Consider the following 18562-nt stretch of genomic DNA (forward strand, 5'->3'; position numbering starts at 1 on the left):
CGCGATTCACGGAGCGCGCAAATGCAATCGCCCCGCCAGGCGAACCTGGCGGGGCGATGACAGAGACGCATGGTCTCGAGCGGTCAGCTCAACGGCTTACCAGCCAGTAGCCGCCTTCAGCGCATCACCGATCTCGGCGAGCGAACGTACGGTCTTGACGCCAGCGTCTTCCAACGCGGCGAACTTTTCGTCCGCAGTGCCTTTACCACCGGAGATGATCGCACCGGCGTGACCCATGCGCTTGCCCGGAGGCGCGGTAACGCCCGCGATATAGGAAACCACCGGCTTGGAAACGTTGGCCTTGATGTAGGCCGCGGCTTCTTCTTCGGCGGTGCCGCCGATCTCGCCGATCATGACGATCGCTTCGGTCTGCGGGTCGTTCTCGAACATCTCGAGGATGTCGATGAAGTTGGAACCCGGAATCGGGTCGCCGCCGATGCCCACGCAGGTGGACTGACCGAAGCCGTGGTCAGTGGTCTGCTTGACCGCTTCATAGGTCAGGGTACCGGAGCGCGACACGATACCGACGCGGCCCGGCTTGTGGATGTGACCCGGCATGATGCCGATCTTGGTCTCGCCCGGCGTGATCACGCCCGGGCAGTTCGGGCCGATCAGGCGAACGCCCAATTCGTCGCACTTGACCTTGACGTCCAGCATGTCGAGCGTCGGGATGCCTTCGGTGATGCAGACGATCAGCTTGATGCCGGCATTCGCGGCTTCGAGGATCGAATCCTTGCAGAACGGGGCCGGCACGTAGATGACGGAGGCTTCCGCACCGGTCTTCTCGACCGCTTCCTTGACGGTGTTGAACACCGGCAGGCCCAGATGCTCCTGGCCGCCCTTGCCCGGCGTGACGCCACCCACCATGTTGGTGCCGTAGGCAATCGCCTGCTCGGAGTGGAAGGTCCCCTGGCCGCCAGTGAAGCCCTGGCAGATGACCTTGGTATTCTTGTCGATCAAGATACTCATTACTTGCCCTCCGCCGCTTTGACGACCTGCTGAGCCGCGTCAGTCAGGCTGGTAGCAGCGATGATGTTGAGTCCGCTGGAAGCCAGTTTCTCGGCACCCAGCTCGGCGTTGTTACCTTCCAGGCGCACCACCACCGGCACGTTGACGCCAACCTGCTCGACGGCACCGATGATACCTTCCGCGATCATGTCGCAACGCACGATACCGCCGAAGATGTTGACCAGAACGGCCTTGACGTTGGTATCGGAGAGGATGATCTTGAACGCTTCCGCCACACGCTCCTTGGTCGCGCCGCCGCCAACGTCGAGGAAGTTGGCCGGGCTGCCGCCGTTGAGGTTGACAATATCCATGGTGCCCATGGCCAGGCCTGCGCCGTTGACCATGCAGCCGATGTTACCGTCGAGCGCAACGTAGTTGAGTTCCCACTCCTGGGCATGCGCTTCGCGCTCGTCTTCCTGCGACGGATCACGCATCGCCTGCAGATCGGGGTGACGATACAGGGCATTGGCATCGAGGTTGATCTTGGCGTCGAGGCAGTGGAGGTTGCCTTCGTCGGTGATCACCAGCGGGTTGATCTCCAGCAGCGCCAGATCCTTGTCGTGGAACAGCTTGGAGAGACCCAGGAAAATCTTGGTGAACTGCTTGATCTGGTCCTTGTTCAGGCCCAGTTGGAAAGCCAGTTCACGCGCCTGATACGGCTGTGCGCCGACCAGCGGATCGATTTCGGCCTTGAGGATCTTCTCGGGGGTCTCCTCGGCGACTTTCTCGATCTCGACACCGCCTTCGGTGGAGGCCATGAAGACGACACGGCGCGTGGCGCGATCGACGACAGCGCCCAGATACAGCTCGCTGGCGATATCGGTGCAGTTCTCGACCAGGATCTTGGCAACCGGCTGACCTTTCTCGTCGGTCTGATAAGTCACCAGATTCTTGCCCAGCCACTGCTCGGCGAATGCCTTGGCGGCTTCCGGGCTATCGACCAGCTTGACGCCACCAGCCTTGCCGCGGCCGCCCGCGTGAACCTGTGCCTTGACGACCCACTTGTCGCCACCGATTTTCTTGCAGGCCTGTGCGGCTTCATCCGGCGTGTCGACGGCGAAACCCTTGGACACTGGAAGACCGTAATCGGCAAACAGCTGTTTGCCCTGATACTCGTGAAGGTTCATCGATTCATGCCATTAGGTTGCATGTGACTCGAATGGCAACGAGCCGAGACATCGGCTCGCTGCCCCCGTGCCATTCCGACAGGGAATGGCACCTAGTGCAGGAAACGCGAAAGGAAAGACTTACTTGCGCTTCTTGCGGTTGGCCATGTGAATGGCGTGTCCATCGACGGCCAGCGCCGCTTCGTGCACGGCTTCCGACAGGGTCGGGTGCGCGAAGCAGGTCAGCGCCAGATCTTCGGCGCTGGAGCCGAATTCCATGGCGATCACGCCCTGGGCGATCAACTCGCCAGCGTGCTGCCCCAGGATGTGGACACCGAGAACGCGGTCGGTTTCGGCATCGGCGATTACCTTGACCATGCCTTCCGGCGCGTTGTTGGCGAGCGCGCGACCACTGGCCGAGAACGGGAAGGCACCGGTCTTGACCTCGATGCCCTGCTCCTTGGCCTGCTGCTCGTTGATACCCACCCATGCCACTTCCGGGGCAGTGTAGATGACGCTGGGGATGGCATCGTAATTCATCTCCGGCTTCTGCCCGGCGATGATGTCCGCCACCATGACGCCCTCTTCGGATGCCTTGTGGGCCAGCATCGGACCACGGACCACGTCGCCAATGGCGTAGACGCCGGAGACGTTGGTACGGCACTGGTCATCGACGAAGATGAAGCCACGCTCGTCGAGCTTGATACCGGCAGCGTCATCGAGCAGATTTTCGGTGTAAGGCTTGCGCCCGACACAGACGATCAGCTTGTCGAAGGTCTGCTCCTGCTCGCCTTCGCTGTCGGTGTACTTGACCACGACTTCGCGGGACTTGCCCTTGCCCTTGATCTCGGAGCCGGTCACCCGCGCGCCCATCTTGATGTCCAGACCCTGCTTCTTGAACAGCTTCTGGGCATCCTTGGCGATCGCCTGGTCGACCATCGGCAGGAACGTATCCAGCGCTTCGAGCACGGTGACTTCACTACCCAGGCGATTCCACACGCTGCCCAGTTCGAGGCCGATGACACCGGCGCCGATGACACCCAGACGCTTGGGTGCTTCGGTGAACTCCAGCGCACCGGCTGAGTCGACGATGACATCGTCGGTCATCGGTGCCGGCGGAATGTTAACCGGCACCGAACCGGAGGCGATGATGACATTATCGGCCTCGTAGGTTTCGGTCTTGCCGTCGTGACCGGTCACCTCGACCTTCTTGCCGTCGAGCAGCTTGCCGGTGCCTTCCAGCGCGGTGACGCCGTTCGATTTGAACAGCATGCTGATACCGCCGGTATTCTTGGCGATGACGCTGTTCTTGAACTCCAGCATCTTCTTCACGTCGGTAGAAATGTCACCGACGTTGATGCCGATCTCGGCGTAATGGTCGCGAGTCTCGACGAACTTGTGCGAGGTCTCCAGCAACGCCTTGGAGGGGATACAACCCACGTTCAAACAGGTACCACCGTGGACCGTCTTGCCTTCCTTGTTGACCCACTTCTCGACGCAGGCCGTCTTGAGACCCAGCTGAGCGGCGTGGATCGCGGCGACGTAGCCTCCAGGGCCCGCGCCAATGACGATCACATCGAATTTATCGGCCATGAGATATTTCCTGTTCGCTTCGTTTGCCATTCGCCGGGCGAACCCGGCGAATCGAAAGTCCGGAGTTTAGAGATCGAATACGCTCAGATGTCCAGCAGCAGGCGCGCCGGATCTTCCAGCAGCGACTTGATCGCCACCAGGAACTGGACCGCATCCTTGCCATCGATCATGCGGTGGTCGTAGGAAACGGCGAGGTACATCATCGGGCGAATCTCGACCTTGCCATTCACCGCCATCGGACGCTCCTGGATCTTGTGCATACCCAGGATCGCGGTCTGCGGCGGATTCAGGATCGGGGTGGACATCAGCGAGCCGAAGATACCGCCGTTGGTGATAGTGAAGGTACCGCCCTGCATGTCCTCGATGCCGAGCTTGCCCTCACGACCCCGCTTGCCGAAGTCGCCGATCGCCTTCTCGACGTCGGCCAGCTTCATGCTGTCGGTATCACGCAGCACCGGCACGACCAGGCCACGCGGGGTGGAAACGGCGACGCCGATATCCTGATAACCGTGGTAGACGATGTCGGTACCATCGATGGAGGCGTTGACGTCCGGGAAGCGCTTGAGCGCTTCGGTCGCTGCCTTGACGAAGAAGCCCATGAAACCGAGCTTGACGTCGTGCGCCTTGAGGAAGGTGTCCTTGTACTGGCTGCGCAGCGCCATGACCGCACTCATGTCCACCTCGTTGTAGGTGGTCAGCATGGCGGCGGTCTGCTGAGCCTGCACCAGGCGCTTGGCGATGGTCTGACGCAGGCGGCTCATCGGCACGCGCTGCTCGGGACGCTCGCCCTCGACCGCCGGGGCGGCAGCAGCCTTGGGTGCCGCGGCGGCCGGCTTGGCGGACTTCTTCGCCGAACCGTCCTTGATCGCCTTCTGAACGTCTTCCTTCAGAACGCGACCGCCTTTGCCGGTGCCTTCGATCTTGCTCACGTCGAGATCGTTTTCCGCGGCGAGTTTGCGTGCCGCCGGTGCCAGAATCTTGCCGTCGACCTTGGCATCCTCTTCACCGTCGGCGGCAGTCGCCTCGTCCTGGTCACCGGCGGATTCGGCGGAAGCACCGCTCTCTTTTCCACTACCGGCGCCTTCACCATCTGCGCCTTCGGAGAAGGTTGCCAGCAGGGCTTCGGACTCGACGACTTCGCCTTCCTGAACCTTGATCTCGGAAAGCGCGCCGTCGGCGGGGGCGACCACTTCCAGCACGACCTTGTCGGTCTCGATTTCGGCCAGCACCTCGTCACGCTTGACCGCTTCGCCGACTTTCTTGTTCCAGCTGGCGACGGTACCTTCCTGCACGGATTCCGGGAAGCTCGGCGCCTTGACGTCAAAGCTCTTGCCGGCGGCAGCGGGCTTGGCAGCCGCCTTCTCTTCACCGCCCGACTTCTGCTCACCGCCTGATTTTTCTTCGCTCTTGGCCTCGCTCTTGCCACCTTCGGAGGCGGCACCGAGAACGCCCAGCACCTGCTCGGACTCGCAGGTATCGCCTTCCTCGATCTTGATCTCGGAGAGCGTGCCGGCCTCGGGCGCCACCACTTCGAGGACGACCTTGTCGGTTTCGATCTCGACGATCAACTCATCGCGCTCGACGCTATCGCCCACTTTCTTGTGCCAAGTGGCGACCGTTCCCTCGGCAACGGATTCGGGAAAACTCGGCGCTTTGATATCAGTAGCCATGTCGTATCCTTAGTCTCTTTTCTCTCGCGCCTGTCTCAGCGGCAAGGCGCCTTACGCGTTGAAAGCGTCGTCGACCAGTTGGCTCTGTTGTGCCACGTGGACAGACATATAGCCTGCGGCTGGCGCGGCGGATGCCGGACGACCAGCAAACTTGAGGCTGTGATCCAACCCTTCGCGCACCATGCTCGCCACCAGGCGCAGATGATGCTGGCTCTGATACCAGGCGCCCTGGTTGAGCGGCTCTTCCTGACACCAGACGACCTGCTCCAAATTCGGATAGGTCCTGAGCGCTTCCAGCAGCTCGTCCTTGGGGAACGGGTAGAGCTGCTCGACACGGATGATTGCCGTGTCGTCACGCTCGTTTTCAGAACGATAGGTCGCCAGATCGTAGTAGACCTTGCCCGAGCAGAGGACGGCTCGCTTGACCTGCTGGGGATCCCGTTCGCCAACGTCGGGGATGACCATCTGGAAACGGCCTTCGGCCAGCTCTTCCATGGTCGAAGTCGCGTCCTTGTGGCGCAGCAGGCTCTTCGGCGACAACACCACCAGCGGCTTGCGCAGCGGACGGATTACCTGGCGGCGCAGCAAGTGGAAGATCTGGGCCGGCGTGGTCGGTACGCAGACCTGCATGTTGTGCTCGGCGCACAGCTGCAGGAAACGCTCCAGACGCGCCGAGGAATGCTCAGGGCCCTGGCCTTCGTATCCATGCGGCAACAGCAGCGTCAGTCCGCACAGACGCGCCCATTTCGACTCGCCCGAGGAGATGAACTGGTCGACCACGACCTGCGCACCGTTGAAGAAGTCACCGAACTGGGCTTCCCAGATGATCAACGAGTTGGGCGCAGTCGTCGCATAGCCGTATTCGAAAGCCAGCACGGCCTCTTCCGAAAGGAAGGAGTCATAGATGGCAAACGAGGGCTGATCGTCCTTGATGTGCTGAAGCGGAACATAAGTCGAGGCGTCGGCCTGGTTATGCACCACGGCATGACGGTGGGAGAACGTCCCGCGGCCGGTATCCTGCCCGGTCAGGCGGACCGGATGACCGGCATCGACCAGGGTGGCGTAAGCCAGCGTTTCGGCAAAGCCCCAGTTGAGCGGCTGGTTGCCGGCCAGCATCTTGCGCCGCTCTTCATAGACTCGCGCCACCTGCCGCTGCACGTCGATCCCGTTGGGAATCTCGCTCATCTTCTGCGCCAGTTGCGTCAGATGTTCGAGATCACAGCTGGTATCGGTGTCGCCGCTCCACTCGTGGCCGAGATACGGCGTCCAGTCGACGAACAAGCCCGTATTGGGCTGCTTGACCAGGGCATTGGCAACGTGATTGCCGGCCATCAGGTCGTCGCGATACTGCTCGCCCATCTGCTTGGCCTGATCCTCGGTCAGCACGCCTTCCTTGATCAGCTGCTCCACGTACAGGGTACGCGTCGACTTGTGCGACTTGATCTTGGCGTACATCAGCGGCTGCGTACCGGAAGGTTCGTCGGCCTCGTTGTGTCCCCGGCGACGGTAGCAGACCAGATCGATGACGACATCGCGCTGGAACTCCTTGCGATAGTCGACGGCGACCCGGGTCGCATGCAACACCGCTTCCGGATCGTCACCATTGACGTGGAAGATCGGCGCCTGAACCATCTTGGCGATATCGGTGCAATACTCGGTGGAACGCGCGTCATCGGCGCGAGACGTCGTGAAACCGACCTGATTGTTGATCACGATGTGCAGCGTGCCGCCGGTCTTATAACCGCGGGTCTGCGACATCTGGAAGGTTTCCATCACCACGCCCTGACCGGCGAAGGCGGCATCGCCATGCACCACGACCGGCAAGACCTGCTTGCCTTCGACGTCCTGGCGGCGATCCTGACGAGCGCGAACGGACCCTTCCACCACCGGCGAAACGATTTCCAGATGCGACGGGTTGAACGCCAGCGCCAGGTGGACCTCGCCTCCGGGCGTCATCACGTTGGAGCTGAAGCCCTGGTGATATTTGACGTCGCCCGACCCTTGCTCGATCTGCTTCTTGCCGTCGAACTCGTCGATCAGTTCCGACGGGCTCTTGCCAAGGATATTGACCAGCAGGTTGAGACGGCCGCGGTGGGCCATGCCGATCACCACTTCCTTGACGCCGTAGTTGCCGCTGCGCTGGATTACCTCGTCCATCATCGGAATGAAGGATTCGCCACCCTCCAGGCCGAAACGCTTGGTGCCGGGATACTTGGAAGCAAGATAGCTTTCCAGCCCTTCGGCGGCGGTCAGGCGCTCGAGCAGATGCTCCCGTTCGCTCTGGCTGTACTTCGGCTTGGAACGCACCGACTCGAAGCGCTGCTGCAGCCAACGCTTCTCTTCGGTGTTGACGATGTGCATGAACTCACAGCCGATCGAGCGGCAGTAGGTCTGCTCCAGCGCCTCGACGATCTCCTTGAGCGGCGCCTCTTCCTTGCCCAGGAAGAACGAACCGGTCTGGAACTCGGTGTTCATGTCGGCCTGGGTCAGGTCATGGAAAGAGAAATCGAGGTCGGGGACCGTATCGGGCTTGCGCAAACCGAGCGGATCGATATTGGCACGCTGATGGCCACGGAACCGATAGGCATTGATCAGTTGAAGAACCTTGACCTGCTTACGGTTTTCGCTGCTGCCGGTGGCAGCCGATACGGTGGGACGACGCTCGCGCGCCAGCTGGTAGAACTGTTCCCGAATGGGGCTGAGAGGAACGTCTTGGGAGGGAGTGCCTTCCAGGCGCGGCAACTGATCAAACGCTTGGCGCCATTCATCGGGGACAGTCGCGGGGTCATTCAGATACTGCTCGTAGAGCGCTTCCACATAGTGGGCGTTGCCGCCGCTCATATGGGAAGTGCGCCACATCAACTCCATTATGCCTTCTTGCATCTCTCGTTCACCCTACACTGATGGGGTGTTGTCGGCGCCGGCCGCAGCTGCGCGCCTCGGCGTCACTCCGGAACCGTCGCGAGACGGCCAACGACCATGCCAATTCAAGGCGTCGTCATGATCGTTAAAAGCCGGTGCGCGAGGCACCGGCCAATATCTTGAGCTAAATCGGCTGCGACAACGCGTCGCAGCCAATAGCGTGGCGACATGATAACAAGCCAAGCGCTACGATTTAAGTCGTAGATGCCGCCCCTGACCATCAAGTCGCGTTGGACAGCAGCATTTCACGGATTTTTCCGATCGCCCGAGTCGGATTCAGCCCCTTGGGACAAACCGCGACACAGTTCATGATGCCGCGACACCGGAACAGGCTGAACGGATCTTCCAGTTCGGCCAGGCGGGCCTGCGTCGCGTTGTCGCGAGAGTCCGCCAGGAAACGGTAGGCCTGCAAGAGACCGGCCGGGCCGACGAACTTGTCCGGGTTCCACCAGAACGACGGGCAGGAGGTCGAGCAGCAGGCACACAGAATGCACTCGTACAGACCGTCCAGCTTGTCACGCTCTTCCGGGGACTGCAGACGCTCGATCGCCGGCGCTGCCGTATCGTTCTGCAGATACGGCTGCATACGCTCGTACTGCTTGTAGAACAGCCCCATGTCGACCACCAGGTCACGCATGACAGGCAGGCCAGGCAGCGGCCGCAGCACCAGCTTGTTGTCCTTGACCACGGACGACAGCGGCGTGATGCATGCCAGGCCGTTGGTGCCGTTCATGTTCATCCCGTCAGAGCCGCAAACGCCCTCGCGGCAGCTGCGACGAAACGCCATCGAGCTATCTTGATCCTTGATCATGGTCAGGATGTTGAGAACCATCAGATCGCGCCCCTGGGTATCGATCTGGAACTCCTGCATGTACGGTGCGGAGTCGGTCTCAGGGTTGTAGCGATAAACGGAAACCTGAAGACTGGACATCGGTGACAACCCTCTTAATAGGTACGGACTTTCGGCTCGAAGGTGTCGACCGTCTTGGGCGTGAAGTTGACTTCACGCTTGGTCACGGTCTTCTCGCCCGGATTGAAGAGCGAGTGCTTGAGCCAGTTGACGTCATCGCGATCCGGATAATCGTAGCGAGAGTGAGCCCCACGGCTCTCCTTGCGCTCCAGCGCAGCGATGGCGGTGGCTTCGGCCACTTCCAGTAGATTGTCTAGCTCGAGCGCCTCGACACGCGCCGTGTTGAAGACGTCGGACTTGTCGCCCAGATGCGCCTGCCCGATACGCTCGCGCAGCTCCGCCAGTTTCTTGACGCCTTCCTGCATGTTGTCTTCCTGGCGGAAGACACCGAATGCGTTCTGCATCGTGTTCTGCAGCTCGGCCTTGAGCTCGGAAACCGACTCGCCGCCACTGGACTCGTTCCAGCGCGCCAGGCGGCTCGTGGCACGCTCGACATCCGATGCGGAAGCCTCGAGATACTCGATGCCTTCGCTGAGCGCCTTGTCGATGTAGATGCCGGCGGCACGACCGAACACCACCAGATCGAGCAGCGAGTTACCGCCCAGGCGATTGGCGCCGTGAACCGAGACGCAAGCAGCTTCACCGCAGGCAAACAGACCATTGATGATCTGATCGTTGCCATTGCCATCCTGCATGATGGCCTGCCCATGCACGTTGGTGGGAATACCTCCCATCATGTAGTGGCAGGTCGGCGTGACCGGAATCGGCTCCTTGACCGGATCCACGTGCGCGAAGGTCTTGGAGAGCTCGACGATCCCTGGCAGGCGCTTCATCAACACCTCTTCGCCCAGGTGGTCGAGCTTCAGCATGACGTGATCGCCATTCTCGCCGCAACCACGGCCTTCCAGCACCTCCATGACCATGGAGCGCGCCACGACGTCACGTCCGGCGAGATCCTTGGCATTGGGCGCGTAACGCTCCATGAAGCGCTCGCCGTCCTTGTTGATCAGGTAACCACCTTCACCGCGGCAACCTTCCGTGACCAACGTCCCCGCACCGTAGATACCGGTGGGGTGGAACTGCCACATTTCCATGTCCTGCATCGGGAAGCCAGCGCGCAGTGCCATGCCGATGCCATCGCCGGTGTTGATCAGCGCGTTCGTGGTGGAGGCGAAGATACGCCCCGCCCCGCCGGTCGCCAGAACCGTCGCCTTGGATTTGACGTGCACGACTTCGCCGGTTTCGATGCACAGCGCAATACAACCGACCACGTCGCCGTTGGCGTTCTTCACCAGATCGATGGCATACCACTCGTCCAGGAAGACGGTGTTGTTTTTCAGATTGTTCTGATACAACGTGTGCAGCAGCGCATGGCCGGTACGGTCTGCAGCCGCGCAGGTACGCGCTGCCTGGCCACCCTTGCCGAAGTCCTTGGACTGACCACCGAAAGGACGCTGGTAGATACGGCCATTGTCGAAGCGTGAAAACGGCAGCCCCATGTGCTCGAGTTCGAAGACCGCCTTGGGGCCCTCGGAACACAGGTACTCCGCGGCGTCCTGGTCTGCGATGTAGTCGCCACCCTTGACGGTGTCGTACATGTGCCAGCGCCAATCGTCGTTGGGATCGGCCGAGGCAATGGCACAGGTAATACCGCCCTGTGCGGACACCGTGTGCGAACGGGTCGGAAAGACCTTGGACAGCACGGCAGTCTTCTTGCCGGATTTGGCCAGCTCGAGCGCCGCTCGCAGGCCGGAACCGCCACCACCGATGATGATGGCGTCGAATGTCAGGTTACGCATGGTAGACATGAATCAGGCTCCCCAGAGGACTTGAACGCCCCACACCAGAAAAACGAAGATGGCGAGAATCACGATGGCCTGGAAGCCGAAGCGAACACCGGTGTGTTTGAGATAGTCGGTGGAAACCGTCCACAGACCGACCCAAGCGTGAGCGGCCATGGAAATGAAGGCCAGCAAGGAAAAGATACGCATCCAGGTCTGGGCGAACAGGCCACTCCAGGTGGCGTAGTCCAGATTGGGATGGAACAGCAGGTAGGCCACGACGAACAGCGTGTAAAGCGCCAGAACGACGGCGGACACGCGCTGAATGAGCCAGTCCGACAGCCCGCTGCGACCGAGATTCGTAATATTGGTTACCATACCCAGACTCCCGCCAGAACCACCAGGACAGCACTGATCACGACCGTGATTTGCGCCTTGCGATTGCCACCTTCAAGATCGACACCGTAACCGGTGTCCATGAGCAGGTGCTTGATTCCCGCCACGAAGTGAAAGCCGAGTGCCGACAGCAGGCCCCAGGCGATCAGTTTCGCCAACACGTTATTCGCCAGCGCGTCGCGTACTGATTCGAACCCCTCGGGAGAGGACAGCGAAGCATCCAGTGCCCAGAAGCCGAAGATCAGCCCGACGAACAAGACGACGCCGGTAATGCGATGTGCGATGGAGGTGAGTGCGGGAAGTGGAAAATGGATGGTGGATAGGTCGAGGTTTACTGGACGTTTGCTATTCACGGCTCTTAAACACTCTCTTAACCCTGACGGGTTGTGCCCGTTCAGGGGCGGTGGTTTTTAGAAGCAGGATCACGGTCGCGGAAGCAGTTCCGATGCGGCCCAAACCGGCTGACGATGCCATATCGTGCGGTAGCAGATTATAGGGTTTGGGCAACCGTATGACAAATCGCCCCGGCGTCCAAAGACGGAAGAAATGCGCCAGAACCGCGCCAGCACGGCCTTCGGGTTGTCGACATTTGGCTCAAATTCTTTCGTTACTGTCAGCCTACCCCACTCAATTGGTATGATAGTGGCTAGATTGGCAGAACAACGAGCTCCCTTCGCACAAGCCCGCCCCCTCCGCCACCTTGCAACTCGGCAACAGCGCCGAAGCCACGGCACCAGGGAGGCCCAGGCGAATTGACAATCCCCCGCGGAAATCTATAGTGGGCGAACTATTTTTCGCCCGCACGGCAGTAAAGACAAAGGCTTATGTCACGATAAAGGAGGCCATGATGGCTGACAGAAAAGCGAAATTATCGGTCGATGGTGTCGACAATGCCATTGAGCTACCGGTATACCCCGGTACCATTGGCCCCGACGTCATCGATGTCCGCGGCCTGACCGCAAAAGGCCTGTTTACCTACGACCCTGGCTTCGTTGCTACTGCCTCGTGCGAATCCGGCATCACTTACATCGATGGTGCCGCCGGCACGCTGCTCCATCGTGGCTACCCCATCGAACAGCTGGCCGAAAGCTCCAACTATGTAGAGCTCTGCTATCTGCTGATGTTCGGCGAGCTGCCCTCTCCCGAAGAGTACGAGACGTTCAGAAGCACGATTGCCCGCCATACCATGGTTCACGAGCAGATCGTCAACTTCTACAAGGGCTTCCGGCGTGATGCGCATCCGATGGCCGTCCTCTGTGGCGTCGTCGGCGGGTTGGCAGCTTTCTATCACGATAATCTCGACATCACGCAGGCCGATCAGCGCCACGTCAGTGCCATTCGCCTGATAGCCAAGATGCCGACCCTGGCGGCGATGTGCCACAAGTACAATATCGGCCAGCCATTCATGTACCCGCGTAATGACCTCAATTACTCGGAAAACTTCCTGTACATGATGTTCGGCAATCCGTGCGAGAACTACGAGGTCAATCCGGTCATCGCCAAGGCGATGGATCGTATCTTCATGCTGCACGCCGATCACGAGCAGAACGCTTCGACCTCCACCGTACGCCTGGCAGGCTCCACCGGCGCCAATCCTTTCGCCTGCATCAGTGCCGGCATCGCTGCACTCTGGGGGCCGGCGCACGGCGGCGCCAACGAGGCGGTCCTGGCCATGCTGGACGAGATCGGCGACGACTCCGAAGAAAACATCCAGCGCTTCATCGACAAGGCCAAGGACAAGGAGGATCCGTTCAAGCTGATGGGCTTCGGTCATCGGGTCTACCGCAACTTCGACCCTCGCGCCAAAGTGATGAAGGAGACCTGCGACGAGGTGCTGGGCGAGCTGGGGATCGGCGACGACCCGCAACTGCAGATCGCCAAGCGCCTGGAGCAGATCGCCCTGGAAGACGAATACTTCATCGAGCGCAAGCTCTACCCCAACGTAGACTTCTATTCCGGCATCATTCTCAAGGCCATCGGCATTCCGACCAACATGTTCACCGTTATCTTCGCGATGGCACGAACTGTCGGCTGGATCTCTCACTGGAACGAGATGATCACCAACGGCTATCGTATCAGCCGGCCTCGCCAGCTCTATACCGGCTATGACAAGCGCGATTACCCCAAGAAATAACGCCTAACCTGATCCAGTGCCGGAACGCAAGCCGCCGACTTCTGTCGGCGGCTTTTTTGTGCCTGCCCAGCGGCACAAAAGATTTCCACACTTCCTGTGGATAACCCTGTTCAAAACCCTTCGATAATGTCACGAAACCGCCTTCAGAAGCGCCCTGGCAGCAGATTGACTAAATTTTAATCAAATATAACTTACTGATTTTAATGAGAAAAATCTACATCCACGTATTTTCAGCAAGTTAGCATTGGCGCCAGCAAGCGAGGAACGAACAGTGGAAAAGCTTGCCGATGTCAAGCACTTCGACAGCAAAATTGGAGAGGTTATCAACAGCTGCAGATACCTGGAGAATCCGGTATCGAAGAAGAAATGGAAGGAAGGAAATAGAGTGGCGTCCCATAGGGGGTTCGAACCCCTGTTACCGCCGTGAAAGGGCGGTGTCCTGGACCACTAGACGAATGGGACGCGGAAAACAGCCTGTCGGCCGGTTCCTTGGTGGAGCCTAGCGGGATCGAACCGCTGACCTCAACACTGCCAGTGTTGCGCTCTCCCAGCTGAGCTAAGGCCCCGTCTCAAGAACGGGGCGAAATATACGGTCATCCCACTGATAAGTCAACGCTTTATTGCCAGAAAAACTCAACGGTTCGATCCGTGCCGGCGTCCTGGCCCGCTATAGCTCCCGATACTGCTTTTCCAGACGCTTGGCCTGCTTCTTGGAAACGCCACCCAGCACCTCGATAGCATGCCGGAGACGGGCCCGTGTCATGTCCGAGCCGAGAATCGCCATCGCATCGAGTACCGATGTCGAATGGGCACTGCCCGTTACCGCGATGAACACGGGGGCCAGAAAGGCTTTCATCTTCAACTCGAAGTGCTCGGCCAGAAGCTTGACCTGGGCCAGCAGCTCCTCCTTTTCCCAGCGCGTCACGGTTTCCAGTCGCCAGACCAGGAACTGCAACAGCGCCACCAAGGTATCGCGCTCGAGGTCGAGATCGGCAAAGCTGGCCTCGCGAACGTCGGGCAGCCCCGCGAAGAAATGTCCGGCCAGCGGCATGGCATCCGACAGCGTCGAGATACGCGGACGGATCTGCGGCAGGATCTGGCCGATATACGCCTCGTTGAACGCCCAGTCGCGCAACGCTTTCAACAGCGCCGCGTCATCGAGGTCTTCTCGAATGTAGACACCATTGAGCCAAGTCAGCTTGTCGAGATCGAATACCGGCCCCCCCAGCGAGACCCGCTGTATGTCGAAATGGGCCATCATGTCGTCGAGGCTGAATTTCTCGCGCTCGTCCGGCATCGACCACCCCATCCGGCCCAGATAGTTGGTCACGGCCTGCGGCAGGAATCCCATGCGCCGATAGTAGTTGATCGAGGTAGGGTTCTTGCGCTTGGACAGCTTCGACTTGTCGGGATTGCGAAGCAGCGGCATATGACACAGCTGCGGCATGGACCAGCCGAAATATTCGTAAAGCAGCTTGTGCTTGGGCGCCGAATTGATCCACTCCTCGCCTCTGAGGACGTGAGTGATTCCCATCAGGTGATCGTCGACCACATTGGCGAGATGATAGGTCGGCATACCGTCCGATTTCATCAGAATCTGGGCATCTACCTGAGCCCAGTCGACCTCGATCCGCCCGCGCAGCATGTCGTCGACTTCGCACACGCCTTCGGAAGGCACGTTCATGCGTATGACATAGGGATAGCCCTCGGCCTCCCGCCGCCGCTGTTCCTCCGGATCCAGCGCGAGATCCTGCGGCTTCAGCGCCAGATGGAGCCCCGCTGCCTTGCGTTCATCGCGCAAGGCATCGAGTTCTTCGCTGGTGCGATAGCATTTGAAGGCGTGTCCGCGCTCCAGCAGCTGTTGGGCATGCTCGGCGTAGATATCACCGCGCTCGCTTTGCCGATAGGGGCCGTGAGGGCCACCGACATCCGGCCCTTCGTCCCAGTCCAGCCCCAGCCAGCGCAGAGAATCGAGAATCATCTGTTCCGACTCAGGCGTAGAACGCTGGCGGTCGGTATCCTCGATGCGCAGAACGAACTGCCCACCATGCTGGCGAGCGAAGCAGAGATTGAAGAGAGCGATGTAAGCCGTGCCGACGTGCGGATCGCCGGTGGGCGAAGGCGCAATACGCGTGCGTACCGTCATGAAATCCATTCCGTTGATGAACGAGCCGCCACATTATACGCCCCCAAGGCGATGGGCTGCAGCGCTCGACTCGTCGTCTTCGGCGCTTTTCGATGGTGGCAATGCCGACGAGGGACTACTATCGGACTGATCGACTGCAATTCCAAGGTGCCGGCTTTCCGTCCTCCCGGCACGCGCAGACGACCGCAAACATGAATCACGATAAGAATTTCCAGAAGGTTTCGGGCGACAAGTTCGTAACCCGAAACATACTTCGGCGGTGAGTGGATATCCTCACTGCATCAATAACGCAGGCGAGATTCATGGATGGACGGGTTAGGACCACGAATCAAACAGCTACGCCTTCAGGCCGGCATGAGCAAGGCCGCGCTCGCAAGACGGGTAGGCGTCTCCGACGTCACGATCTCCTACTGGGAATCAGGCACGATCAAGCAGATCGGCCATGAGCGCCTGGTCGCGCTGACCTCGGCGCTGTGCTGCTCGATCAAACAGCTGCTCGATGATGACTCGTTAAACGCAATGGCGGCCGCCTCTCGTACGTCAGGCGGGACCGTGCTCAGCCTGCAGGCGAACCTTGCTGCACCCTGGGAGCAGCGGGAGGACGAACCGGGAGAGATGTCCACGCTGCAGATGCTGACCCAGGACTGTCACCTGGTAACGCCAGCAGAGAACGAGTCTTTCGATTTTCTGTTCGAAGGAGACCTCGCCGCCATCGCGCCTTGCGACAAGTTCCAGCAGGACGGACTGTATCTGCTGGAGCGCGAGGGTCTGTTGCAGATCCAGTATCTGGAACATCTCGCTTCCGGCAGAATGCGGGTCAGCGGTGAACAGCTTCAAGGCGCGACCGTGGAAAGCGTCCGCCACCCCCCCTTTCGCATCGTAGGCTATATCAGAGCCCGCTGGTGTCGTCAGTAGCAGCCTGGATAGCCGTACCCTGGAATTCAGGCCTGAAATTCCTTGCCTGAAATTCGGAGTTTGAAATCTGTAGTCTGGAATTCGCAATGTAGACAGTGCCGATCCGGCCACGCGGCGATCGCTGAATCACCGCGTGGCCCGGCCCTTATCAGGCAATCCTGTTCAATTGCCTTCGTTCAGCCGTGGCGCTGTTGCTGGCGATAGGCAAAGAAGAACACGACCAGCCCGCCCGCCGCAGTAGCCGCGCCGACATAACCGGTCACGGTCCATCCGAAACCAGCACCAATGGCCACCCCGCCCAGCCATGGCCCCAGGGCATTCGCGACATTGAAGGCCGCATGGTTGGACGCAGCCGCCAGCGTTTGCGCATCTGCCGCCACATCCATCAGGCGTGTCTGCAGTGCCGGCGACAGTGAGACCATGGTGCCGATGGCTATGCAAATCAGCAGTATCGACCAGAGCGACTGCGCCGCCAGCGGAAACAGAAGCAGGATGGCAATGCACCAGACCAGCAGCCAGCCGACGCCCTTGAGCTGCATCCGGTCATAGAGCTTCCCGCCGACGATATTGCCGATGATGGCGCCCGCACCGAATGCCGCCTGAGCGACCGGTATCCAGTAGGGCGACACCTGAGTCACGTTGATCAGCACCGGTGCCAGATAGCTGAATACGCAGAACATGCCGGCGAAGCCGATCGCCCCGACACCCAGCGTCAGCCAGACTTGGGAGCGCTTGAGCGCCGTCAGTTCCTGAGCAGGGCTGTTGCGCTTCTCCTGGCGATTCAACGGCAGATAGATGAACACCAGCACCACCGTGAGAATGGCGATGCCACCGACCATCGCGAAGGCAAGGCGCCAACTCATCATCTGGCTCAACCAGGTGGCGAAGGGATTGCCTACCAGCATGGCGATCGTCAGGCCCGACATGACCCGGCTGACCGCCTGCGCACGCTTGTGCGTCGGAACCAGCGAGGCCGCGACCAGAGACGCCACGCCGAAATAGGCGCCGTGCGGCAATCCCGAGATGAAGCGGAAGATCATCAGGGTGTGATAATTGGGCGCCAGAGCACTGGCGATGTTGCCCAGCGCAAAAAACGCCATCAGCATCAGCAGGAGATGGCGTCGATAGAAATGCGAGCCCATGACGGCGATCAAGGGCGCGCCAACGACCACCCCCAGCGCATAGGCGCTGATGACGTTGCCGACCTGCGGCTCCGAAATGTGCAACGCCTCGGCCACGTTGGGCATCAGCCCCATGATGGTAAATTCGCCGACCCCGATGGCAAAGCCACCTACGGCCAGCGCTAGCTCTATCAACAGAGCAAACCGCCGCGACGGCTTCGCAGCGCCGGTCTCGAATGTGTCAGCCACAAACCACCCCTACTTTGGTCTAAGACGAAAAGGTCTCGATTATTCACGCCTCGCCACGGATTTGGAAACCGCTGACGCGTTATCTTTCGATGTTTCCTGCTGACTGAACGACAAGGCGCGACATCATGAAACCCTCTTCAGAGCGGGTGAATCTACAAGATAGCTACCGGGCGCGGGAGTCGCTCGGTCGAACGGGAGCCGGACATGCAGGGTTCGTTGCAAAAGCCAAAAGCGTGCCCTGGAAAGCCGCCATCATGAACTCGCTTCTGTTTTCAACCTGAATTTCTGCCACCGAGGAACTTTTCCGTCAGTGGGTGCTCTCACTAGGCAAGAGATTCGACAGCAGTTGCTATGCGGTTTCTCGAGCTTACTGTAACGATCGTTATCGCCGCGCCATGCGCGGCGATTTTTTGTCGGTACGATAGCACCCCGCTCGCTTTTTTCTCCCGTCTTTTACCGTCTCGCCGTTCGCCGCCAGCCAGCTCCCGCCAAAGGGCAATAGCGAATGCCTGCCCAATCCGTTACTGTCTCGCGGTCGCTCCACAACCCCACAACAAGCGCGACCTGAATAACGATATTGATATTTCGCTGAAGACACCGTACGGACTCAT

13 protein-coding genes and 2 tRNA genes are annotated in these 18562 nt (G+C 60.0%); 2 read left to right on the forward strand and 13 right to left on the reverse strand.

The annotated features are described in order from the left end of the window. Nucleotides 1-96 precede the first annotated feature (96 nt). The 9 genes from sucD to sdhC all read right to left on the reverse strand — a co-directional run bounded on the left by sucD (nucleotide 97) and on the right by sdhC (nucleotide 11739). Nucleotides 97-969 carry a succinate--CoA ligase subunit alpha gene (sucD, locus tag BC443_RS17760; protein WP_071233213.1) on the reverse strand — a complete coding sequence of 291 codons (873 nt, stop codon included), beginning with the start codon at nucleotides 967-969 and terminating at the stop codon, nucleotides 97-99. Beyond that, nucleotides 969-2135, reverse strand: coding sequence for an ADP-forming succinate--CoA ligase subunit beta (sucC, locus tag BC443_RS17765; protein WP_071233214.1), 1167 nt, complete (start codon nucleotides 2133-2135; stop codon nucleotides 969-971). The genes sucD and sucC overlap by 1 nt, the downstream gene beginning before the upstream one ends. Before the next feature lie 120 nt (nucleotides 2136-2255). Then, complete coding sequence (lpdA, locus tag BC443_RS17770) at nucleotides 2256-3707, reverse strand: dihydrolipoyl dehydrogenase (protein WP_071233215.1); 1452 nt, start codon at nucleotides 3705-3707, stop codon at nucleotides 2256-2258. Between the two features lie 83 nt (nucleotides 3708-3790). Next, entirely contained in the window at nucleotides 3791-5377 is a 1587-nt protein-coding gene (odhB, locus tag BC443_RS17775) for a 2-oxoglutarate dehydrogenase complex dihydrolipoyllysine-residue succinyltransferase (RefSeq protein ID WP_071233216.1), read from the reverse strand. Between the two features lie 51 nt (nucleotides 5378-5428). Further along, complete coding sequence (locus tag BC443_RS17780) at nucleotides 5429-8260, reverse strand: 2-oxoglutarate dehydrogenase E1 component (RefSeq protein WP_071233217.1); 2832 nt, start codon at nucleotides 8258-8260, stop codon at nucleotides 5429-5431. Nucleotides 8261-8519: 259 nt separating this feature from the next. Continuing rightward, nucleotides 8520-9230 carry a succinate dehydrogenase iron-sulfur subunit gene (locus BC443_RS17785; RefSeq protein ID WP_071233218.1) on the reverse strand — a complete coding sequence of 237 codons (711 nt, stop codon included), beginning with the start codon at nucleotides 9228-9230 and terminating at the stop codon, nucleotides 8520-8522. 14 nt (nucleotides 9231-9244) lie between these two features. After that, nucleotides 9245-11017: a succinate dehydrogenase flavoprotein subunit gene (sdhA, locus tag BC443_RS17790; RefSeq protein ID WP_071233219.1), complete on the reverse strand. Its 1773-nt coding sequence runs from the start codon at nucleotides 11015-11017 to the stop codon at nucleotides 9245-9247. Nucleotides 11018-11020: 3 nt separating this feature from the next. Continuing rightward, nucleotides 11021-11368, reverse strand: a complete 348-nt coding sequence (sdhD, locus tag BC443_RS17795; protein ID WP_071233220.1) for a succinate dehydrogenase, hydrophobic membrane anchor protein — start codon at nucleotides 11366-11368, stop codon at nucleotides 11021-11023. Continuing rightward, nucleotides 11362-11739 carry a succinate dehydrogenase, cytochrome b556 subunit gene (gene sdhC / locus BC443_RS17800; RefSeq protein WP_071233221.1) on the reverse strand — a complete coding sequence of 126 codons (378 nt, stop codon included), beginning with the start codon at nucleotides 11737-11739 and terminating at the stop codon, nucleotides 11362-11364. Before sdhC ends, sdhD begins: the two co-directional genes overlap by 7 nt. Nucleotides 11740-12233: 494 nt before the next feature. On the opposite strand from sdhC, the gene gltA reads away from it, so the two are divergent. After that, entirely contained in the window at nucleotides 12234-13520 is a 1287-nt protein-coding gene (gene gltA / locus BC443_RS17805) for a citrate synthase (RefSeq protein ID WP_071233222.1), read from the forward strand. A gap of 386 nt (nucleotides 13521-13906) precedes the next feature. On the opposite strand, the gene BC443_RS17810 is transcribed toward gltA, so the two are convergent. The 3 genes from BC443_RS17810 to gltX form a co-directional block, all read right to left on the reverse strand. Next, nucleotides 13907-13982, reverse strand: a tRNA-Glu gene (locus BC443_RS17810). Nucleotides 13983-14010: 28 nt separating this feature from the next. Then, nucleotides 14011-14086, reverse strand: a tRNA-Ala gene (locus BC443_RS17815). Between the two features lie 101 nt (nucleotides 14087-14187). Further along, nucleotides 14188-15666 (reverse strand): glutamate--tRNA ligase, encoded by a 1479-nt coding sequence (gltX, locus tag BC443_RS17820; RefSeq protein ID WP_071233223.1) that lies wholly within the window; start codon nucleotides 15664-15666, stop codon nucleotides 14188-14190. Nucleotides 15667-15972: 306 nt separating this feature from the next. On the opposite strand from gltX, the gene BC443_RS17825 reads away from it, so the two are divergent. Further along, nucleotides 15973-16581, forward strand: a complete 609-nt coding sequence (locus BC443_RS17825; RefSeq protein WP_083387503.1) for a helix-turn-helix transcriptional regulator — start codon at nucleotides 15973-15975, stop codon at nucleotides 16579-16581. A 176-nt stretch (nucleotides 16582-16757) separates the two neighbouring features. On the opposite strand, the gene BC443_RS17830 is transcribed toward BC443_RS17825, so the two are convergent. Further along, nucleotides 16758-17951 carry an MFS transporter gene (locus tag BC443_RS17830; RefSeq protein ID WP_071233225.1) on the reverse strand — a complete coding sequence of 398 codons (1194 nt, stop codon included), beginning with the start codon at nucleotides 17949-17951 and terminating at the stop codon, nucleotides 16758-16760. Between the last annotated feature and the right edge of the window lie 611 nt (nucleotides 17952-18562).

It is taken from the genome of Salinicola sp. MIT1003 (assembly GCF_001858555.1).
GTDB classification, from domain to species: Bacteria; Pseudomonadota; Gammaproteobacteria; order Pseudomonadales; family Halomonadaceae; genus Salinicola; species Salinicola salarius.